The organism is Micromonospora sp. NBRC 110009 (assembly GCF_030518795.1).
Classification (GTDB): domain Bacteria; phylum Actinomycetota; class Actinomycetes; order Mycobacteriales; family Micromonosporaceae; genus Micromonospora.
Window position 1 is genome coordinate 873,408 of record NZ_CP130427.1, and the last position, 20,062, is coordinate 893,469.

Here is a 20,062-nt window from a genome sequence, read left to right on the forward strand (position 1 = left end):
ATCCTAAATTCTGGGAGGTAAATTTCGGCTTGTGGGACACAGTATGAGCGGTGTCGGCGTTCTCGACAAGGCGGTGGTCATTCTGGCCGCCTGCGTCGACGGCGCCAGCCTGGCCGAACTCGTTGAACGCACCAAGCTGCCCCGGGCCACCGCGCACCGGCTGGCGCAGGCGCTGGAGATCCACCGGATGCTGGTCCGGGACACGCAGGGACGGTGGCGGCCCGGCCCCCGGCTCGGGGAGCTGGCCAACGCCGCGCCGGACGTGCTGCTGACCGCGGCCGAGCCGCTGCTCGCCGCGCTGCGCGACGCCACCGGGGAGAGCGCCCAGCTCTACCTGCGCCGGGCCGACGAGCGGATCTGCGTGGCCGCCGCCGAGCGGGCCAGCGGCCTGCGCGACACCGTGCCGATCGGCTCGGTGCTCCCGATGACGGCCGGTTCCGCCGCGCAGATCCTGCTGGCCTGGGAGCCGCCGGAGGCGGTGATGCCGCTGCTGCCCCGCTCCAAGTTCACCGGCCGCACCCTGGCCGAGGTACGCCGCCGGGGCTGGGCGCAGAGCGTCGCCGAGCGGGAGGCCGGCGTGGCGAGCGTCTCCGCGCCGATCCGGGACCGGACCGGCCGGGTGATCGCCGCGATCAGCATCTCCGGCCCGATCGAACGCCTCGGCCGCCGCCCCGGCGAACGCCACGCCATGGCCGTGGTCCGCGCCGGCCAACGCCTCTCCGGCCTCTGACCCCCTCCCGGCTGCCGCCCGGTGGCGGAGTCCGGGCCCGGATGCGGAATGGCGAACGGCCCGTCTCGCGGGAGCGAGACGGGCCGTTCGGTGTGGTAGCCCCGACCGGATTCGAACCGGCGCTACCGCCTTGAGAGGGCGGCGTCCTGGGCCGCTAGACGACGGGGCCAGGCACTTTTCCTGCTTCACCACCCTGGCGGGCGGCGCGGCAGTAGTCTAGCGGCACCACGTCCACCCCGGGCCAGGGGGGTCGGCGCCGGCAGCCGCCGTCGGAGACACGAAACAGCCCGCCCCATGAGGTGGGACGGGCTGTCAGCGCTGTAGCCCCGACCGGATTCGAACCGGCGCTACCGCCTTGAGAGGGCGGCGTCCTGGGCCGCTAGACGACGGGGCCAGAACTTTCTGCTCCCCCGCCCGTACCGGGCGAGGAAGCTGCACTCTATCAGAGATCACCTGCCCGCTCCTCGCGCGAGGAGCGGAGCAGAACTCCGCCAGAATCCAGCGTCCGGGATTCTCACGAACCCGCGGCTGCGCTGGGGTACCAGGACTCGAACCTAGACTAACTGAACCAGAATCAGTCGGGCTGCCAATTACCCCATACCCCATTGGCCCCTTGCGGCGCCGGGAATGAACTTTACCCTCCCCGTGCCGGCAGGCCAAATCCAACCCCCCGAACCGCACGTGACCTGCGGAAACGAGACGTCGGACGCATCAGGCGACCGGCACCACCGGGTTGGTGAGCTCGCCGATCCCCTCGATCCGCACGGTGACCGTATCCCCGTCGGTGAGCGGGCTAACCCCCGCCGGAGTGCCGGTCAGCACCACGTCACCGGGGAGCAGCGTCATCACGTGGGAGATGTACGACACCAGGGCCGGCACGTCGAAGACCATGTCCTTGGTCCGGCCGAGCTGGCGTACCTCCATCTCCTCCGGGTTGCGGCCCACCTCACAGCGGACCTCCAGGTCCGAGACGTCCAGGCCGGTGGTGATCCACGGCCCGATCGGGCAGAACGAGTCGAAGCCCTTGGCCCGGGTCCACTGCCCGTCCGAGCGCTGGAGGTCCCGCGCCGTGACGTCGTTGGCGCAGGCGTAGCCGAAGATGGCCCGCTCGGCGGCGGCCCGGTCGGCCCGGCGCGCGCCCGGCGCGCCGATCACCACGGCCAGCTCCGCCTCGTGCTCGACCTGCTTGGAGAAGATCGGCAGGCGGATCGCGTCCCGGGGGCCGATCACCGAGGTGGAGGGCTTGAGGAAGAGCAGCGGCTCCTTCGGCACCTCGCTGCCGTGCTCGGCGGCGTGCTCGGCGTAGTTGCGGCCGACGCAGACCACCTTGCTGGGCAGGATCGGCGAAAGCAGCCGGACGTCGGAGAGCGCCCACCGGGCACCGGAGAACTGGATCTGACCGAACGGGTGGCCCTCGATCTCGGCGATGGTCAGGCCCTGCGGCCCGACCTCCGGCTCGCCCTCGACGACCCCGAACGACATTCCCTTGGCATGAGCAAAACGAGCGATACGCACCCGGCCAATCTATCCCCGCGCCGGGCCGGCTCATGCCCGGCGCGGCCGGCCGGGACGCAATCAACGGCCGATCACCCACCCGCGGTCGGCGCGCCAGCGTACGCCGGGCCGCGCCGGCCGGGGCGGGAATGCCGACTTCGTACCCGCCCGGCGGGTCCCGACCCATAGCTTCGGGTCCGGAGGTTCGTTCGTATGCCTGCATCGAGACGACACCAGAGGGCCCTGGCAGTGTTGGTGAACTGCCTCGGCGTCATCGCCGCCGTACCGGCACTGCCCGCCGCGGCACCCCGGGCGGCGGCCGCACCCGCGCAGCCGGCAGCGGCGGCACCCGCCGCACCGGCGGCACGCGCCACCCCGATACCGACCGGGGCACCGGCGGCACCGCCTGCGGTGGCACCCACCAAGGCGGCGCCGATCCAGATGACGAGCCCGCCGGTCAGCGTGGCGGTGACCGCGGCGAACACCCCGGCGCCCGGGTACCGGATCCAGGTGCGCAACGCCGGGAGCTCGATGGTCGAGACGACGGTGCGCCAGGAGCTGCCGAGCGGTTCGCGGGCCACCACGGTGACCGGCGGCGGCCGGGCCACCAGCGCGGTCGGGTCGGTTGGCGCCAACGAGGTGACCTGGCGGCTGCGGCTGCCGGCGCAGAGCACGACCAACCTGAACACCGCGTTCAGCGTCGCCGCGCCCGGCCGGGCGGTCACCGCGCCCGCCTGCGTCTACGGCACCGACGGCACGCGGGCGTACGACTGCGCCACGGCGACCTGGACGGGGCCGGCGGTGGTCCCGGCGGCGAAGGTGACGGCGGCGCCCACGTGGCGACGGCCGCCGGTGCTGCTGGGCGCGCTGGCCGCGCTCCTGGTGATCACCGGCGGTGCGCTCTGGTGGTGGTGGCAGCGCCGCCGGCGGCGTTCCGGGGTGGCGCCGGACGGTCCGGCAGCGGTGCGCGCCGGCGGCCCGGCCGTCGCCGGTGGGGCGGGCGGCCCGGCGGCCGGGGCGGTCTACCCGCGGGCGGCCATGCCGGCCGTGGCGGGCCGCCGCCGTACCCCACCGCTGTGGCTGGTGGTCGGCGTGGCGGCGGCGGTGCTGGCCGGGGTGGTCGGGGCCGCGGGGTGGACGGCCACCAAGCAGGTCTCCGGGATCAACACCGCCAAGCAGCCCACCAGCGGCGCGTGGATGGGCAGGAGCGTCACCGGGGCGGTCGGCGTGCCGCTCCGCGAGGCGGCCTTCGAGTTCACCGTCTACCGGGTGGCGTGCGGCCTCGGGAGCCTGCCCTCGGCGCAGAAGGGCGGCCGGCAGTGCCTGGCCACGGTCGGGGTGCGCAATCTCACCCCGGGCGAGCAGACCTGGCACGGGCAACTCCAGCGCGCGTACCTGCCGGGCGGCAACTGGGTGGCCGCTGACGAGGACGCCACCCGGGTGGCGAACCTCGGCCAGGACGTGTTCGCCAGACCGGTCGCCGCGGGCAGCCGGGTGCTCCTGCCGCTGGTCTTCACCCTGCACGGCGCCGATCCGCCGAAGCAGCTGGAGCTGCGCAGCGGGGTGTTCTCCGCCGGGGTCCGGGTGGACGTGGCCTGACCGGGGGGCGGGCGGCGGTCGTACCCTGGGGTCCGTGACCGCCGCCCTCGCCCCCGCCACCGCCCTCGACGCGGCCGACTGGCAGGCCCGGCGGCGCGCCCACGAGGAGCGGATCGACGCCTGGCTGGCGCCGCACCTGGCCCGCCGGCGCTCCGGGGTGAAGCACCCGGTGGAGGACTTCCTCTTCACCTACTACTCGCACCGCCCCGCCCAGTTGCGCCGCTGGCATCCGGGCACCGGGGTGGTACTGCGCGACGCGGACCCGGCCGAGTTCGGCCCGGACTACCGGGCCACCGCCGCCGGGATCACCCTCGACACCGACCGGGTACGCGCCCGGCGCGCGGAGTCGATCTCCTGGATCCGGACGCTGCTCGCGACGACCGCCGGCCGCCCGGCCCAGTTCGGCTGCTTCGGCATGCACGAGTGGGCGATGGTCTACCGGCAGACCCAGGACGAGGTGCGGCACAACGCCTGGCCGCTGCGGCTCAGCCCGGAGGCGACCGCCGCGGTGGTCGAGGAGCGGGGCGTGCGGTGCAGCCACTTCGACGCCTTCCGGTTCTTCACCGCGCCGGCCCGGCCGCTGAACCTGCTCACCCCGACCCGGGAGAGCCAGCACGCGCTGGAGCAGCCGGGCTGCCTGCACGCCAACATGGATCTCTACAAGTGGGCGTACAAGCTCTCCCCGCTGGTGCCCGCGGAGCTGGTGGCGGAGTGCTTCGCGCTGGCCCGGGAGATCCGCACGCTCGACATGCGGGCCAGCCCGTACGACCTGGCCGACCTCGGGTACCCGCCGGTGCGGGTGGAGACCCCGGACGGCCGGGCGGAGTACGCCGCCGCCCAGCGCGGCTTCGCCGAGCGGGCCGCCGGGCTGCGCGCGCGGCTGCTCACCGCGCTCGACTGACCCGGCCCCGGCGCCGGACTCAGCCCTCCGGGTGGCCCCGGTGGCGCGCCCACTCCGGGGCGAGGATCGACATGACGGTGGCGTCCCCCCAGCCGTCGCCGTCCCGGAGCACCTGCCGCAGCGTGCCCTCGACGACGAAGCCGATCTTCTCGTACACCCGGCGGGCGCGCGGGTTGAACGCAAACACCTCCAGCGAGATCCGGTGCAGGCCGAGCTGCCCGAAGCCGTACCCGACGATCAGCCGGACGGCCTCCGTGCCGAGTCCCCGGTCACGCCCGGCCGGGCCGATCAGGGTGCGGAAGTTGCAGCCGGCGTTGTGCCGGTCCCACTCGTTGAGGACCACCTCGCCGACGCAGGCCCCGGTCTCCCGGTCCACCACGGCCAGGTCGAGCCGGTCGGTCTGGCTGTTGCGGCTGCCGTACCAGGCCCGCAGCCGGCCCGCGTCGAGCACGTCGTCCGGCGGGCTGCCGGTGAGCCGACCCACCTCGGGGTCGCTGAGGATGGCCGCGAAGGCGGTGGCGTCGTCGTCGACGAACGGGCGCAGCAGCACCTGATCGCCGGTGAGCATGGGCTTGACGGAGAAGTCGGTGGGCACCCGGCGGATTCTGGGTGGCGCCCCGACCCGGCCTCAAACCCTTTTCCGGTACGCCGCGGTCAGTCGCCGTCCACCCGGCGGTCGCGCTTGCGCTGGGACTGGCGCTTCTTCTCGGCCAGCCGCCGCTCCTTCGCGGCGCGGGACGGGCGGGTCGCGCGGCGCGGCTTCGGGGGCGGCGCGACCGCCTCGCGCAGCAGGGCGGTCATCCGCTCGCGGGCCGCCTCCCGGTTGGAGATCTGCGCGCGGTGTTCGCTGGCGGTCACGGTCAGCACGCCGTCGACGAGCCGCCCGGCGAGCCGGTCCAGGGCCCGGGTGCGCAGCGGCTCCGGCACGCTGGGCGAGCCGGCCAGGTCGAAACTCAGTTCCACCCGGGAGTCGGTGGTGTTGACCCCCTGCCCGCCCGGCCCGGAGGAGCGGGAGAAGCGTTCCCGCAGCTCGGTGCCGGGGACCACGAGCCGGTCGGTCACCCGCAGTCCATCGTCCACGCCCCGAGGCTAGCGCCCCGACCGTGGGGTCGGGGTGGGGGTAGGGGTCACGGTCGTGGTGGGCGCCGGGTCCGCCCGTTCGTGGTCCGACCCGGCCGCCGCGTACGCGGCCGCGCCGACCAGCAGCAGCGCGATCACGCCGATCTTGGTGACCACGGCCCGGATCGCCAGCCACGCGGTGCGGCGGGCGCCCGGGACGGTGGTCCGGATGGTCTGGTAGTCCTTCCAGCCCCGCTTCGCACGGGCGTAGGACGCGCCGACGCCGGCGCCGATGATCAGGCCCACCAGGAGGAGGGCCGCGATGACAGCTTGCTCCACCCACGCCAGTATCCATACTCAGCGTAATATTTCCATGGCCCGATGGTCCCGGGCCGGATATCCGACAGTACGGCGAGCTTGCGCAGGTCGCGGCCGCGCGGGCGGTCAGCCGCCCCGGCCGATGATGGTGTCGGCGGTCTGCTGCACCTGGTCGATCGGGATGGCGAAGCCGATGCCGATCGAGCCGTTGCCGTCGATGGTGGCGATGGCCGTGTTCACCCCGACCACCTCGCCCCGGGCGTTGACCAGCGGACCACCGGAGTTCCCCGGGTTGATCGAGGCGTCGGTCTGCACCGCGCTGTGCCGGCCGTTGCCGATGCGCACCTGCCGGTTGAGCGCGCTGACGATGCCCGCGGTGACGGTGCCGGCCAGGCCGAGCGGCGAACCGATCGCCAGCACCGGCTCCCCCACCCGGGTGCTGTTCGGCTTGGCCAGCGGCAGCGGCGTCAGCCCGGCCGACGCCGGCACCCGGAGCACCGCCAGGTCGCTGCTCGGCTCCCGCCCCACCACCTCGGCGGTGAACCGGCGGCCGTCCGAGGTCTCCACGGTCACCGGACCGGAGCCGCCCCGGGCCAGAATGTGGTCGTTGGTCACGATGTGCTGCTCGTGGTCGATGGCGAAGCCGGACCCGCTCGCCGAGGCGCCGGATCCGCCGCCGACCATCACCGAGACCACCCCGGGCACGGTCTTCTCGGCGGCGGTGACCAGTTCGGCCGGCACCGGCGCCGCGGAGGCCGCGGCCGGTCCCGGCGCGTCCCGGTCGGCCACCCAACTGCCAGCCGCCGCGCCCGAGACGGTGGAGAGCGCCACCACCGCCAGCGCGCTCAGCAGCCGGCTGCGCCAGCCCCGCCGCCCCGGGCCCCGCTCGGAGCCGGGTACGTCCCAGCGCCCCCGCCCGTCCGGGTCCAGCTCCGGCGAGACGAACCACGGGCCGCGCGGCTCGCCGAGTCCGGTCTGCACTGCCATACCTGGCTCCTCACGTGTCGTGCCGTGCTGCCGTCAGGTGGTGCGGATCAGGGCAGGCGGGAGAACCACCGCAGCGATCCCGCGGCCGCGCCCATCGCGAAGACCAGGCCCAGCCCGATGAACCGCGCGGAGATGTCCTGCCGTTCGGTGCGGTAGCCGACCGAGGTGCCGATGTCCTCGTAGACGGCGCGCAACTCGGCGACGGAGGACGCCTCGTGGAAGCGGCCCCCGGTCTGCTCGGCGACCGCCTTCAGGGTCTGCCCGTCGACCGGCACCTGGATCGCCCGCCCACCCCGGTCGACGAAGCCGGACGCCGTGCCGAACGAGATGGTGTGCACCGGAACCTTGGCGGCGACCGCCTGGGTGGCGGCCTCCATCGGGTCCATCCCGGAGGTGTTCGCCCCGTCCGAGAGGATGATGATCCGGGCCGGCGGTGGATCCTTGGCGGCCTTGGCGTCCAGGCTCTTCACCGCGCCCAGCGAGGTGCTGATCGCCTCCCCGATGGCGGTGCCCTGGACGCCGGTGATCCCCTCCGCCAGCCGTTCGATCCCCTCGTGCAGCGCGTCCCGGTCGGTGCTCGGCGGCACCAGCACCGCCGCGCTGCCGGCGAAGGCGACCAGCCCGACGTTGAACTCGTCCGGCAGGCCGTCGACGAACCGGCTGGCGGCCTCCTTGGCGGCGGTCAGCCGGTCCGGATCGACGTCGCCGGCGAGCATCGAGGTGGAGACGTCCACCGCCACCATCACGGTGGCCCGTTCCCGGGGCACGCGTACCTCGGCGCTGGGTCGGGCGAAGCCGACCACCAGCAACGCGAGCATGGCGAGGAAGAGACCCGCCGGCACGTGCCGGCGCCAGGCCGGCCGTTGCGGCGCGACCCGGTCCAGCAGCCGCAGGTTGGTGAAGCGGACCGCGTACCGGCTCTGCCGGCGCTGGATCATCAGGTAACCGACGACCAGGGCGGCGACGCCGAGCAGGAGCCAGAGCCGGGCGGGTGACTGCCAGTTCATGCGGCTCCTCCCCGGGACGCGGCCGGGGCGGCGGCCAGCCGCCGCTGGACGTGCACGTGCCGGACGATGTCGGCGCTCCAGTCCCGGTCGGTCCGCAGCGCCAGGTGGGTCGCGCCGGACCGGCGCAGCGCCTGGCCCAGCTGGTCGCGCTGGGCGGCGGCGGCCTGCGCGTAGCGCTCCCGCAGGGTCCGGTCCCCGGTCCACACCTCGCGCCGCCGGCCGGTCTCGGGGTCGACCAGGGTGATCAGGCCGACGTCCGGCAGTTCCAGCTCTCGCGGGTCGGTCACCTCGACAGCGAGCACCTGGTGCCGGACGGCCAACCGGCGCAGCGCCGCCTCCCAGGACGGGGCGGCGTCCGGGTCGTCGGGCAGCCCGTCGAGGAAGTCGGAGATGACCACCACCAGGCCGCGCCGGGTGGCCATCCGCTGGATCCCGGCCAGCCCGTCGGCCAGCGTCGGCGGCGCGTCGCCGGGTCTTCGCGCGCCCTCGGAGGCGAGCGGCCGACGGCCGTCCACGTCGGACCCGCCGGCCGCCGGGCTCGGGCCGGGGCGCGGCGTCCGCGGCGCCGAGCCGGAGCCGTCGGCACGCGGCGCGGCCAGCAGGGCGCGCAGCAGTCCGAGCAGGTGGGTTCGCCCGCCCCGGGCCGGGAACCGGCGTACGCCGTCCGGCGCGAGCACCTGCGCGCCGAGGCGGTTGCCGACGCCGGCGGTGAGGAAGCCGACCGCCGCCACGGCGGCCACCGCCAGTTCCCGCTTGTCCAGCGTGGCGGTGCCGTACTCCATGCTCGGGCTGGCGTCGACCAGCAGCCAGGTGCTCAGTTCCCGGTCGGCGTCGACCTCGCGGACGTGCGGGACGGTGGTGCGGGCGGTGACGGCCCAGTCCATCCGGCGCACCTCGTCCTCGCCGGGGCGGTACTCGCGGCTGCCGGCCACCTCGCTGCCCGGGCCGGGCAGCAGGCCGCGGTACTGGCCGTGCAGCAGTCCGTCGAGCCGGCGGGTGACGGTCAGTTCCAGCCGCCGCAGCCGCTGGTCGGGCGTGAGGTCCGCCAGGCCGGGCTCGGGCAGGGTCGGGGCGTCCCGGCGCCTCATGCCGCCGCCAGGTCGGGCGCCGCCTCCGCTTGGCCGGCGACGACCCGGGGCGGTGGCACCGCCTCGATCAGCCGGTGGACCAGCGCCTCGGCGGAGACCCCGTCGGCCACCGCGTCGAAGGAGAGCACCAGCCGGTGGGCGAGCACGTCGACGGCCAGGTCCCGGACGTCCTCCGGGAGGACGTACTCGCGGCCCCGGATCAGCGCCTGGGCGCGGGCGGCGGCGACCAGGCCCAGGGTGGCCCGGGGGCTCGCCCCGTACGCGAGCAGCGGCGCGATCTCGGGCAGCCCGAACCGGCCCGGGTCCCGGGTGGCGAGGATGAGCCGGACCACGTACTCGGCGAGGGCATGGTGGACGAAGACCTCGCCGGCCCGGCGCTGGAGTTCCCGCAACCGGGCCGGGTCGAGGACCTGCCGGGCTGTCGGCCGGTCGGTGCTCATCCGGTAGAGGATGGCCAGTTCGTCGGCGTCGCTCGGATAGTCGACGACGACCTTCATGAGGAACCGGTCGCGTTGTGCCTCGGGGAGCTGGTAGACGCCCTCCGACTCGATCGGGTTCTGGGTGGCGAGCACCAGGAACGGGTCGGGGACCGGCCAGCTGCGGCCCCCGATGGAGACCTGCCGTTCAGCCATCGCCTCCAGCAGCGCCGACTGCACCTTGGCGGGGGCCCGGTTGATCTCGTCGGCCAGCACCAGGTTCGCCATGACCGGGCCCAACTCGACGTCGAAGCGCTCGCTGGACGCCCGGTAGATGCGGGTACCGACGATGTCCGAGGGGACCAGGTCCGGGGTGAACTGCACCCGGGAGAAGGTGCCGCCGACGACGGTGGCGAGGGTCTGCGCCGCGAGCGTCTTGGCCACGCCCGGCACGCCCTCCAGCAGGCAGTGGCCGTCGGCGACCAGGGCGGTGAGCAGGCGTTCGACGAGCCGATCCTGCCCGACGATCACGCGTTTGACCTCGAAGAGGGTCTGTTCCAGCTCGACGCCGCTCGCGTCGGCATCGACCGGGCTGGGCACGCTGGCCAGGGTGTCCGAGATGTCCGTCACGGTGCTTGCTTCCCGGGCTGGCGGTGGGACAAACGTCGGATTATCGGCCCCTCGGCACCCCTTCCCAGGCCGGACCGGGACGAGTCCCCTCGGCCGGGCCGCAACGGCGCGACCGGGGCCGGGCGGCGCAACCGGGGACAGATCTGCCGGGCATCGCGAGCGGCCGTCGGCCGGTACGGTGACGCCCGTGACGACGCTGCTGCAGGCGGGGCGGGCGGGGCGGCTCGTGGCGCCGGCCTGCTGGCTCGCCGTCGCGCCCACGGCTGTGTGGGCGGTGCTCCGGCTGGCCGGTGGGGAGCGCGGGCCACTGGTGCAGGCGATCGCCTTCACGCCGTACGTCGCGGCCGGATCGCTGGTGCCGCTGGTGCTGGCGCTCGCCCTGCGCCGGGTCGCCCCGGCGGCGGTGGCGGCGGCCGCCGCGCTGGCGCTGATCGGGGCGGTGGCACCCCGCGCGGTCGGCTCCGGTCAGCCGGCGGTGCACGGCCCCACGGTGCGCCTGCTCACCGCGAACCTGTTGAAGGGCGGCGCCGATCCGGCCGCGCTGGTCGACCTGGTCCGAACGCAGCGGGTCGACGTGCTGACCGTGCAGGAGTTCACCCCGCCGATCGCCGCCGAGCTGGACGGGCTCGGGCTGGCCGCCCTGCTGCCGTACCGGGAGCTCAACCCCGAGGTCGGCACCACCGGCTCCGGGCTGTACGCGCGCTACCCGCTCAGTGAGGTCGGCTTCCGCCGCAACCAGGGTTTCTCCTTCACCCAGGCGTACGGGACGCTGGCCGTGCCGGGCGCGCCACCCCTGCGGGTGGAGTCGGCGCACCCGGCCGCGCCGTACGCCGTCGAGGTGGTCCCGGACTGGTGGACCGACCTGCGCGGACAGCCGCACGCCACCCCCCGGGGGCGGTTGAGCGTGCTGGCCGGGGACTTCAACGCCACCCTCGACCACGCGCCGTTGCGCGACCTGATCGCCACGGGCTACGTCGACGCGGCGGACCAGGCCGGCGCGGGGCTCGCCGGCACCTGGGGCCCGTACGACGGCGACCCGATCCCGCCGGTCACCATCGACCACGTGCTGGCCGACCGGCGCATCGCGGTCCGTTCGGTCGACGTGCACCCCCTCCCCGGCAGTGACCACCGCGCCGTCCTGGCCGAGCTGCGGCTGCCCGCCGCGTGAGCCGGCTCAGACGCGGGCCCGGTCCAGGCCGTAGGTGAGCGCGTCGACCAGCGCGTGCCAGCTCGCCTCGACCACGTTGGGGTGCACGCCGACGGTGGTCCAGTCGCGGCCCGCGCCGGCGGTCTCCACCAGCACCCGGGTCACCGCCCCGGTGCCGTGGCTGCCCTCCAGGATGCGCACCTTGTAGTCGGCCAGCTCGAAGTCGCGCAGCTCCGGGTAGTGCCGGGCCAGCGCCGTCCGCAGCGCCTCGTCCAGGGCGTTGACCGGGCCGTTCCCCTCCGCGGTGGCGATCACCCGCTCACCGCGTACCCGGATCTTCACGGTGGCCTCGGAGACCACCGCGCCGTCCTCGCGGTGCTCGACCAGCACCCGGTACGACTCCAGGGCGAACGGGCGCGGCGCGGCCCGACCCGGCAGCTCGGATCGGACCAGCAGCTCGAACGAGGCGTCCGCGGCCTCGAACGACCAGCCGCCGGCCTCCAGCTCCTTGACCCGCTTGGTGACCGTGGCGAGCGCCTCCGGATGGCCGGCCAGGTCCAGCCCCAGCTCACGGCTCTTGAGCTCGATGCTGGCCCGGCCGGCCATCTCGGTCACCAGGATCCGCATGTCGTTGCCCACCACCGACGGATCGACGTGGTTGTAGAGCAACGGGTCGACCTTGATCGCGCTCGCGTGCAGCCCCGCCTTGTGGGCGAAGGCGGCGGCCCCGACGTACGCCTGGTGGGTGTCGGGGGCGATGTTGGCGATCTCGGCGATGGCGTGCGAGACCCGCACCATCTGTTCCAGGCAGCCCTCCGGCAGGACGGGCAGCCCGAGCTTGAGCTGGAGGTTGGCGACGACCGCGAAGATGTCCGCGTTGCCGGGGCGCTCGCCGTACCCGTTGGCGGTGCCCTGGAAGTGCCGGACGCCGGCCTCGACGGCGGCGATGGTGTTGGCGACCGCGCAGGCGGTGTCGTTCTGGCAGTGGATGCCGAGCAGCTCCGGCGCGACGCCGGTACGCGCGGTGACGTCGGCGATGGCGGCGGTGACCTGGGAGGGCAGCATCCCGCCGTTGGTGTCGCAGAGCACGAACCGCTCGGCCCCGGCGGCGAGCGCCGTCTCCAGCACCGCGGCGGTGTACGCCGGGTCGTGCCGGTAGCCGTCGAAGAAATGCTCCCCGTCGACGAAGACCCGTCGCCCCTGCCCGACCAGGTAGGTCACCGTGTCGCGGATCATCGCCAGGTTCTCCCCGGCGGTGGTGCGCAGCGCCCGCTCGACGTGCCGCAGGTCCGCCTTGGCGACCAGCGCCACGGCCGGGGTGTCGGCGTCGAGGAGGCCACGCACCTGCGGGTCGGCGTCGACGGCCACCCCGGCCTTGCGGGTGGCGCCGAAGGCGACCAGGATCGCGTGCTTCAGGTCCAGCTCGGTGCGGGCGCGCCGGAAGAACTCGGTGTCCTTGGGGACGGCGCCCGGCCAGCCGCCCTCGATGAAGCCGACCCCGAGGTCGTCGAGCAGGCGGGCCACCGCCAGCTTGTCGACCACCGAGTAGCTGAGCCCCTCGCGCTGCGCGCCGTCGCGCAGCGTCGTGTCGTACACCTGGAAGGTCATGGGAGTCCTCGTCTCGAACCTGCGGGGAGCAACAAAAAGACCCCCCGCGGATGCGGGAGGTCTGCGCGCTCGGCGAGAGGGAAGCCGGCGCGCTAGCTGTCAATAATCAGGACGGAGCTGGTCACGGTCCGTACTCTGCCACTTCGCTCCCGGTTCTGGGAGGCAAAACCCACATGTCGAGACAGTGACGGAGGGTGGTGTTCACCCGTCCGCCGGACGGAACCGGGGCGGAACGCCGCACCGGTGATCGACTTCACAAGGTCCCCGGCCGCTGTGCGGCGGAAACGCGGCTGCGGGAAGTATCTGGAACCGATCCAGTTACCGGCCGCTGGCCGGTGAATTGCCGCTGTCAAGGAGGACCTGTGCTCACCGTCGGTGACCGCTTCCCCGAGTACGAACTCACCGCCTGCGTGTCGCTGGACGCCGAGAAGGCGTTCGACACGATCGACCACAAGTCCCACCAGGGCAAGTGGCGGGTGGTGTTCTTCTGGCCGAAGGACTTCACCTTCATCTGCCCGACGGAGATCGCCGAGTTCGGCCGGCTCAACGGCGAGTTCGCCGACCGGGACGCGCAGGTCCTCGGCGTGTCCGTCGACAACGAGTTCGTCCACTACGCCTGGCGCAAGGACCACCCGGACCTGCGCGAGCTGCCCTTCCCGATGCTCAGCGACATCAAGCGCGAGCTGACCACCGCCTGCGGCGTGCTCGGCGAGGACGGCGTGGCCCAGCGGGCCACCTTCATCGTCGACCCGGACAACGAGATCCAGTTCGCCATGGTGACCGCCGGCTCGGTCGGCCGGAACGTCTCCGAGGTGCTGCGGGTGCTGGACGCCCTGCAGACCGACGAGCTCTGCCCGTGCAACTGGAACAAGGGCGGCGCCACCCTGGACGCCAACGCGCTGCTCGCGGGCGCCGGGGCCTGACCGTGGGTCTGGACGCGGTCAAGGCGGCTCTGCCCGAGTACGCCAAGGACATCAAGCTCAACCTCGGCTCGACCGTCAGCACCTCGACGCTGCCGCCCGGGCAGGCCTGGGGCACCGCCCTGGCCTGCGCCGTCGCCGCGCGCAACCCGGTGGTGCTGCGGGAGATCGTCGCCGAGGCGGCCGACCACCTCACGCCGGAGGCGATCGAGGCCGCCAAGGGCGCGGCCACGATCATGGCGATGAACAACGTCTACTACCGGGCCAAGCACCTCATCGGGGACGAGCAGTACGCCTCGATGCCGGCCCGGCTGCGGATGCAGATCATCGCCCGGCCGGGCGTGGACAAGGGCGACTTCGAGCTCTGGTGCCTCGCCGTCTCGGCGATCACCGGCTGCGGCGTCTGCCTGGAGTCGCACGAGAAGACCCTGCGCGCCGCCGGGTTCACCCGGGAGCAGGTGCACGAGGGGCTGCGCATCGCCGCCGTCGTGCACGCCGCCGCGGTGGCCCTGGACGCGGAGGCCGCGCTGGCGTGATTCCGGGTGTATCGATCTTCGCATCCGGGTAGGAAGGGATCCGACAGGCACATCCCCCAAAAGTCGAGAAAGGGAGTGTTGACGCCATGGAGCGGCTCGACCCTCGAACGACCCACGGGACGCCGGATCCGCTGACCCAGGGTGGTCAGGGCGCCTTCGCGGGCGGCGCGCCCGCCGGGCGTTTCGATCCGTGGAGCTACCGGGACGACGCCGGGGTGACCGGCGTGGACCTGGTCGGCTACAAGGTGGAGGCGAGCGACGGCGGTATCGGCAAGGTGGACCGGGCCAGCCACGAGGTGAACTCCAGTTTCCTCGTGGTCGACACCGGGCCGTGGATCTTCGGCAAGAAGGTCATGCTGCCGGCCGGCACCGTCAACCACGTCGACCACGACGAGCGGAAGGTCTACGTCGACCGGAGCAAGGACCAGATCAAGGCCGCGCCCGAGTTCGACGAGGCCACCGACACGGACCCGGCGTACCGGGACAAGCTCGGCGGTTACTACGACGACACCTACTCGTCGATCCCGCCGGGTACCGCCCGGTAAACGGAGACACCTGCACAGGCGGCCGGCGGGGCAGCTCGATGCCCCGCCGGCCGTTACCGTGTCAGGGGTGGACGCTCTGGACACCCCGCACCGGAACCCCTTCCCCGCCCTGTTCAACTTCCGCGACGTCGGTGGGCTGACCGGCCACGACCGGCGTACGGTCCGCCGTGGGCGGCTCTACCGCTCCGACTCGCTGCACCGGATCGACGAGACCGACCAGGCGGCGTTCACCGCCCTCGGCATCCGCACCGTCGTCGACCTGCGCAGGCCGACCGAGGTCGCGCGGGACGGCCGGGTGCCGGCCTACGACGGGCTCGCCTACCGGCACATCCACCCCGAGCACCAGGACTGGGCCGAGCAGAGGTACGAGCCTGGTACCAGCCTGGCCCGCTACCTCGCCGACCGGTACGCCGACCTGGCCCGTACCGGCACCGCCGGGCTCGCCGAGGCGGTCGGCCTCATCGCCGACAGCGCCAACGCACCGGTGGTGGTGCACTGCGTCGCCGGCAAGGACCGCACCGGCATCGTCTGCGGGCTCACCCTGGCCGTGCTCGGGGTGGCCGACGTGGACATCGCCGCCGACTACGCGCTGAGCACCGAGGCGTCCGAGCGGTTCAGCGCCTGGGTGCGGGCCACCACGCCGGAGGCCGAGGAACTGCCGCCGCCCTTCCTCGCCTCCCCCGCCGAGGCGATGATGCTCTTCCTCACCGAACTGCGCGCGGGGTACGGCTCGGTCGAGGGCTACCTGCGCCACGCCGGGGTGACCGAGGCTCAGCTCGACGCCCTCCGCGACCACCTGCTGGACTGACCCCGCCGGCTCGGGCGCGCCGCTCCGCCGCGTCCGGCCCTCGGCGGTCCGGACCGGCCGGCGGCCGGAACGCGCGACGGCCGGCACCGCGCGGTGCCGGCCGTCAACGCGAAGACCCGGTCAGAGCACGCGCCGCACCCAGCCGTGCCGGTCCGCCGCGCGGCCGCGCTGGATGTCGCCCAGCTGCTGCCGCAGGGCCATGGTGGAGCGGCCCGGCTCACCGCCGCCGACGAGGAACTCGCCGTCCGGGAAGCGCACCCCGCCGATCGGGGTGATCACCGCGGCGGTGCCGCAGGCGAAGACCTCACGAAGCCGGCCGCTGGCCGCGTCCGCCTGCCAGTCGGCGAAGCTGACCGGCCGCTCCTCGACCCGATGCCCCGACTCGGCGGCCAGGGTGAGGATGGCGTCCCGGGTGATGCCCGGCAGGATGGTGCCGGTCAACGGCGGGGTGACCAGAGTGTTGTCGTCATAGACGAAGAAGACGTTCATGCCGCCCAGCTCGTCGACGAAGCGCCGCTCCACCGCGTCCAGGAAGACCACCTGGTCGCAGCCCGCCTCGATGGCCTCCGCCTGCGCCACCAGCGAGGCGGCGTAGTTGCCGCCGCACTTCGCCGCGCCGGTGCCGCCCGGCGCCGCCCGGGTGTAGTCCGGGGAGACCCAGACGGTGATCGGCTTGACCCCGCCGGGGAAGTACGCCCCGGCCGGCGAGGCGATGACACAGTAGAGGTACTCGTTGGCCGGGCGCACGCCGAGGAAGACCTCGCTGGCGAACATGAACGGGCGCAGGTAGAGGCTCGCGTCCTCCTGCTCGGGGATCCAGTCCTGGTCGATCTCCACCAGCCGGCGCAGCGACTCGACGAAGGTCTCCTGCGGCAGCTCCGGCATCGCCAGCCGCTGCGCGGAGGCGGCGAAGCGGGCCGCGTTCGCCTCCGGCCGGAACATGGTCACCGCGCCGTCCGCACCCCGGTACGCCTTGAGCCCCTCGAAGATCTCCTGGGCGTAGTGCAGGACCGCGGCGGCCGGATCCATCGGGATCGGCGCGCGGGCCTCCACCCGGGCGTCGTACCAGCCCTTGCCCTCGGCGTACCGGATCGTCACCATGTGGTCGGTGAACACCCGGCCGAAGCCCGGGTTCGCCAGCAGGGCGGCCCGGTCGGCGGCGGATACCGGCGCGGTATTCGGACGGATCTCGAAATCGAGCTTGTCACCACCGCTCATCGCGCTGACCTCCCTGCGGGTCCACGGCATGCGTGATCGCACGCCGACGTCACTGGTGCCAGAAACTTACCCCGAACGGTCGTTCAGCGGATAGCTCCGCCCCGGCACATCGAGCGCACCGGATGGCGGCGCGCCGGGCGACCGGACGGAGTGGGCCCGGGTACGGGTCTGGCGGCCCGGATCCGGGCCGAGGTGACGGCCCGGTCAGGCTACGGCGTACCCGGCGAGCCGGTCGCCGACCTCCTCGGTGCGCAGCGGCGCCCCGGGCGTGCGGTTGGCCAGCTCGATGCCGACCGCGGCGGTGACCCGCGCGGCGGCGTCGGCGTGCCCGAGCTGGTCGAGCAGGAGCGCGGCGGAGAGCACCGCGGCGACCGGGTCGGCGACCCCGCGGCCGGCGATGTCCGGCGCGGAGCCGTGCACCGGCTCGAACATCGACGGGTAGCGCCCCTCCGGGTTGATGCAGCCGCTGGCCGCCAGCCCGATGCCGCCGGTCACCGCGGCCGCGATGTCGGTGAGGATGTCGCCGAAGAGGTTGTCGGTGACCACGACGTCGTAGCGCTGCGGGTTGGTCACCAGGAACATCGCGGCGGCGTCGACGTGCTGGTACTCGGTGGTCACGTCGGGGTGCTCGGCGGCGACGGCCTCGAAGGCCCGCGCCCAGAGCGAGCCGGCGTGGGTGAGCACGTTGGTCTTGTGCACCAGGGTCACCCTGCGCCGCTCGCGACGGCGGGCCCGCGCGAAGGCGTCCCGGATCACCCGCTCCACGCCGTGCCGGGTGTTCAGGCTCTCCTCGGTGGCCACCTCGGCCGGGGTGTCCCGGTGCAGCGAGCCGCCGGCGCCGGCGTACAGGCCCTCGGTCCCCTCGCGGACCACCACCAGGTCGACCTCGCCCGGCTTCACCGCGGCCAGCGGCCCGGGCACGCCCGGCCAGAGCCGGGAGGGGCGGAGGTTGACGTACTGGTCGAAGGCGAAGCGGAGCTTGAGCAGCAGACCGCGCTCCAGCACGCCCGGCGGCACGGTCGGGTCGCCGACCGCGCCGAGCAGGATGGCGTCGTGCCCGGCCAGCTCGTCGAGGACCGAGTCGGGCAGCACCTCACCGGTGCGGTGGTAGCGGTCGGCGCCGAGGTCGTACTCGGTGGCCGCCACCCCGGGGAGCACGGCGTCGATGACCTTCCGGGCCTGACCGACCACCTCGGGTCCGATCCCGTCCCCGGCCACCACCGCGATCCGTGCCACCTGGCGCTCCTCACCTCGTCGTTCAGCGCAACGGTACGTCGCCGTCCCGGTTCCCGGTACGCGTCTTCCAACATTCGGGAAACGCAGATGCTCAGCAGGTTCCCAGGCGGCATTCATGGAGCGGTCAACTCCGCATCCTAGGGTCGGGGGGAGCGGGTCGACGGGGGCCCGGGACCGGCTTCGCCGCGGCGCTGCGGCGCCGCCAGCGAGGGAGCAGGTGCCATGCGGATCGACGAGCAGCGGCGGGCCCGCTGGACCGACGAGCAGCCACGGACCCGATGGATCGACCAGGCGGCCTTCCTCAGCCGCCGCCCCGACCTGCGCCTCGGCGCCCGTAGCCACCGGGTCGACCGGGCCGGCGGCGGCGCCGGCGACCGGATCAGCGTGCAGCACACCGTCCGCACCTCCACCGCCGAGTACACCCTGCTGCTCAACGCGCCGGAGTGGCTGGGCCGCCGCGGTGTCGGCGAGGCGCTGCGGGACGCGGTCGCCGAACTGCGGGCCATCGACCTCACGTACGGGCCGAACCAGCCGGACAGCCTGGTGTCGAGGCTGCGGCGGGACGAGATCAGCCCGGAGTCGTACCCCCCGCTGGCCGACCTGGTGGACCGCTGCGCCGCCATGCGGGCGGCGACCGACGGATGGTTCGACGCCTGGGCGGTGCCGGGCGGCTTCGACCCGGGCGGCCTGCTCGGCGGCTGGGCGGTGGAGCGGGCCGCGGCCCGGCTGCGCGCCGCCGGCGTCCACGACTACGCCGTGCTCAGCGGCGCCGACCTCACCGTCCGTGGCCACGCCGCGCACGGCGGCCCGTGGCGGGTGGCCGTGCACCACCCGACGGACGCCCACCGGGCGCCGCTGGTCCTGGAGATGACGACCGGCGCGGTGGGCACCTCCGGGGTGAGCGGGCGCCGAGGGCATGTGGTGGACCCGCACACCGGCGAGCCGGTCGACCAACTGGTCGCCGCGACGGTGGTGGGACCGGACCTCGCGGTGGCCGACGCCTACGCCACCGCCCTCTACGCCGCCGGGCCGGCCGGCCTGGCCTGGTTCCGCAACGGCTCGGACTACCAGGCGCTCTTCGCGCACCGCCGGCGCTGACCGCCGTCGCCCCGCGCTTCGCACCCGGGACGCGGCCCGCGATCGGCCCCCACGGTCTCGGCAACGACCGTGGGGGCCGGTCAGCGACGAGTGCGCGTGGCTCGCGCAATCGAGGGGTGCGGGCCGGTGGGCCGAACGTCCGACCACGCCACCCGAAGACGGGCCGGACTCTCAACTCAGCCAGTAACCGCACGGGTACGCTAGCGAATCGACGCAACTCGACGCAAGAGTCTCCACAGCGGACCGTCGCGGGGCCGAAATCGGGCCGCACCCCCTGGCCTGCCACGGGGCAGGGGTGACGCCGCGCAGCCGGGATGGCACGCTGTCCGCCGTGAGTTTCGATCTGAGCGTGTGGGCCCTGCCCCCCGGAGCCACGCCCGACGACGTACGGGCAGCGGTGCGGCGGTGCCGCGAGGGACGGCACGGCGACCAGTACCCCGACCCCCGGGTGGTCGGCTTCTACCGGGCGATCACCGCCGCGTATCCGGACCGCCCGGCCGGTCCGGGCACCCCGTGGGAGGTCACCCCGCTGCACGCGGCCAGCGACCACGTGGAGCTGAACCTCTTCCCCACCTGCGCGGACCAGGTGCTGCTCGACATCGAGCGGCTGGCCGGCGAGCACGACCTGATGCTCTTCGACGCCCAGGACGGTTCGGTCTACCCACCGCCGGCCCGCGTCACCCCCTGACCGACCGACACGACGAGGGGCCCGGCCGA

The 20,062-nt window shown here is 74.0% G+C and carries 21 protein-coding genes and 3 tRNA genes; 10 read left to right on the forward strand and 14 right to left on the reverse strand.

Annotation, left to right across the window (positions count from 1 at the left end):
* Positions 1–43: 43 nt before the first annotated feature.
* A complete protein-coding gene (locus Q2K19_RS04065) occupies positions 44–730 on the forward strand; it encodes an IclR family transcriptional regulator (protein WP_265008051.1) in 687 nt (228 codons plus the stop codon).
* Between the two features lie 93 nt (positions 731–823).
* Here the strand turns inward: Q2K19_RS04065 and Q2K19_RS04070 are convergent.
* From Q2K19_RS04070 to Q2K19_RS04085, 4 genes are all read right to left on the reverse strand, one after another.
* Positions 824–899, reverse strand: a tRNA-Glu gene (locus Q2K19_RS04070).
* Positions 900–1,051: 152 nt separating this feature from the next.
* Positions 1,052–1,124 (reverse strand) — tRNA-Glu (locus Q2K19_RS04075).
* A gap of 139 nt (positions 1,125–1,263) precedes the next feature.
* A tRNA-Gln gene (locus tag Q2K19_RS04080) sits at positions 1,264–1,335 on the reverse strand.
* Positions 1,336–1,441: 106 nt separating this feature from the next.
* Positions 1,442–2,245, reverse strand: a complete 804-nt coding sequence (locus Q2K19_RS04085; RefSeq protein WP_302767820.1) for a fumarylacetoacetate hydrolase family protein — start codon at positions 2,243–2,245, stop codon at positions 1,442–1,444.
* A gap of 192 nt (positions 2,246–2,437) precedes the next feature.
* Here Q2K19_RS04085 and Q2K19_RS04090 point away from each other — a divergent pair, with 192 nt between their 5' ends.
* Together Q2K19_RS04090 and Q2K19_RS04095 are read left to right on the forward strand one after the other, a co-directional pair.
* Complete coding sequence (locus Q2K19_RS04090; protein WP_302767822.1) at positions 2,438–3,823, forward strand: hypothetical protein; 1,386 nt, start codon at positions 2,438–2,440, stop codon at positions 3,821–3,823.
* Between the two features lie 34 nt (positions 3,824–3,857).
* Entirely contained in the window at positions 3,858–4,724 is an 867-nt protein-coding gene (locus Q2K19_RS04095; protein ID WP_302767823.1) for a 3-methyladenine DNA glycosylase, read from the forward strand.
* A 19-nt stretch (positions 4,725–4,743) separates the two neighbouring features.
* On the opposite strand, the gene Q2K19_RS04100 is transcribed toward Q2K19_RS04095, so the two are convergent.
* From Q2K19_RS04100 to Q2K19_RS04130, 7 genes are all read right to left on the reverse strand, one after another.
* Positions 4,744–5,292, reverse strand: a complete 549-nt coding sequence (locus Q2K19_RS04100; protein ID WP_302772263.1) for a GNAT family N-acetyltransferase — start codon at positions 5,290–5,292, stop codon at positions 4,744–4,746.
* A gap of 86 nt (positions 5,293–5,378) precedes the next feature.
* Positions 5,379–5,804, reverse strand: coding sequence for an alternative ribosome rescue aminoacyl-tRNA hydrolase ArfB (gene arfB / locus Q2K19_RS04105; RefSeq protein ID WP_302767824.1), 426 nt, complete (start codon positions 5,802–5,804; stop codon positions 5,379–5,381).
* A gap of 9 nt (positions 5,805–5,813) precedes the next feature.
* Positions 5,814–6,122 (reverse strand): hypothetical protein, encoded by a 309-nt coding sequence (locus Q2K19_RS04110; RefSeq protein ID WP_302767825.1) that lies wholly within the window; start codon positions 6,120–6,122, stop codon positions 5,814–5,816.
* A gap of 105 nt (positions 6,123–6,227) precedes the next feature.
* Complete coding sequence (locus tag Q2K19_RS04115) at positions 6,228–7,088, reverse strand: S1C family serine protease (RefSeq protein WP_302767827.1); 861 nt, start codon at positions 7,086–7,088, stop codon at positions 6,228–6,230.
* Positions 7,089–7,135: 47 nt separating this feature from the next.
* Positions 7,136–8,095 carry a VWA domain-containing protein gene (locus tag Q2K19_RS04120; RefSeq protein ID WP_302767829.1) on the reverse strand — a complete coding sequence of 320 codons (960 nt, stop codon included), beginning with the start codon at positions 8,093–8,095 and terminating at the stop codon, positions 7,136–7,138.
* The gene (locus Q2K19_RS04125; protein WP_302767831.1) at positions 8,092–9,183 is read right to left on the reverse strand and encodes a DUF58 domain-containing protein; all 1,092 of its coding nucleotides are present in this window, start codon (positions 9,181–9,183) and stop codon (positions 8,092–8,094) included. Before Q2K19_RS04125 ends, Q2K19_RS04120 begins: the two co-directional genes overlap by 4 nt.
* On the reverse strand, positions 9,180–10,229 hold the full coding sequence (locus Q2K19_RS04130) for an AAA family ATPase (RefSeq protein ID WP_302767833.1): 1,050 nt from the start codon (positions 10,227–10,229) through the stop codon (positions 9,180–9,182). The genes Q2K19_RS04125 and Q2K19_RS04130 overlap by 4 nt, the downstream gene beginning before the upstream one ends.
* Before the next feature lie 196 nt (positions 10,230–10,425).
* On the opposite strand from Q2K19_RS04130, the gene Q2K19_RS04135 reads away from it, so the two are divergent.
* Positions 10,426–11,397 carry an endonuclease/exonuclease/phosphatase family protein gene (locus Q2K19_RS04135; protein WP_446839769.1) on the forward strand — a complete coding sequence of 324 codons (972 nt, stop codon included), beginning with the start codon at positions 10,426–10,428 and terminating at the stop codon, positions 11,395–11,397.
* 6 nt (positions 11,398–11,403) lie between these two features.
* Here the strand turns inward: Q2K19_RS04135 and cimA are convergent, their stop codons facing one another.
* Positions 11,404–12,984, reverse strand: coding sequence for a citramalate synthase (gene cimA, locus Q2K19_RS04140; protein ID WP_302767836.1), 1,581 nt, complete (start codon positions 12,982–12,984; stop codon positions 11,404–11,406).
* Positions 12,985–13,346: 362 nt separating this feature from the next.
* On the opposite strand from cimA, the gene Q2K19_RS04145 reads away from it, so the two are divergent.
* The 4 genes from Q2K19_RS04145 (at position 13,347) to Q2K19_RS04160 (ending at position 15,793) form a co-directional block, all read left to right on the forward strand.
* Positions 13,347–13,907 carry a peroxiredoxin gene (locus Q2K19_RS04145; protein WP_302767837.1) on the forward strand — a complete coding sequence of 187 codons (561 nt, stop codon included), beginning with the start codon at positions 13,347–13,349 and terminating at the stop codon, positions 13,905–13,907.
* Positions 13,908–13,909: 2 nt separating this feature from the next.
* Positions 13,910–14,440 carry a carboxymuconolactone decarboxylase family protein gene (locus Q2K19_RS04150; protein WP_302767839.1) on the forward strand — a complete coding sequence of 177 codons (531 nt, stop codon included), beginning with the start codon at positions 13,910–13,912 and terminating at the stop codon, positions 14,438–14,440.
* A gap of 86 nt (positions 14,441–14,526) precedes the next feature.
* Positions 14,527–14,985 carry a PRC-barrel domain-containing protein gene (locus Q2K19_RS04155; RefSeq protein ID WP_302767841.1) on the forward strand — a complete coding sequence of 153 codons (459 nt, stop codon included), beginning with the start codon at positions 14,527–14,529 and terminating at the stop codon, positions 14,983–14,985.
* Positions 14,986–15,043: 58 nt separating this feature from the next.
* On the forward strand, positions 15,044–15,793 hold the full coding sequence (locus Q2K19_RS04160; RefSeq protein WP_446839693.1) for a tyrosine-protein phosphatase: 750 nt from the start codon (positions 15,044–15,046) through the stop codon (positions 15,791–15,793).
* Between the two features lie 120 nt (positions 15,794–15,913).
* On the opposite strand, the gene Q2K19_RS04165 is transcribed toward Q2K19_RS04160, so the two are convergent.
* Together Q2K19_RS04165 and Q2K19_RS04170 are read right to left on the reverse strand one after the other, a co-directional pair.
* Positions 15,914–17,011 carry a branched-chain amino acid aminotransferase gene (locus tag Q2K19_RS04165; RefSeq protein WP_302767843.1) on the reverse strand — a complete coding sequence of 366 codons (1,098 nt, stop codon included), beginning with the start codon at positions 17,009–17,011 and terminating at the stop codon, positions 15,914–15,916.
* Positions 17,012–17,215: 204 nt separating this feature from the next.
* Positions 17,216–18,247: a 3-isopropylmalate dehydrogenase gene (locus Q2K19_RS04170; protein WP_302767845.1), complete on the reverse strand. Its 1,032-nt coding sequence runs from the start codon at positions 18,245–18,247 to the stop codon at positions 17,216–17,218.
* A gap of 222 nt (positions 18,248–18,469) precedes the next feature.
* On the opposite strand from Q2K19_RS04170, the gene Q2K19_RS04175 reads away from it, so the two are divergent.
* Together Q2K19_RS04175 and Q2K19_RS04180 are read left to right on the forward strand one after the other, a co-directional pair.
* Positions 18,470–19,345 (forward strand): FAD:protein FMN transferase, encoded by an 876-nt coding sequence (locus Q2K19_RS04175; protein WP_302767847.1) that lies wholly within the window; start codon positions 18,470–18,472, stop codon positions 19,343–19,345.
* Positions 19,346–19,676: 331 nt separating this feature from the next.
* Entirely contained in the window at positions 19,677–20,033 is a 357-nt protein-coding gene (locus Q2K19_RS04180) for a hypothetical protein (RefSeq protein ID WP_302767849.1), read from the forward strand.
* Positions 20,034–20,062 lie beyond the last annotated feature (29 nt).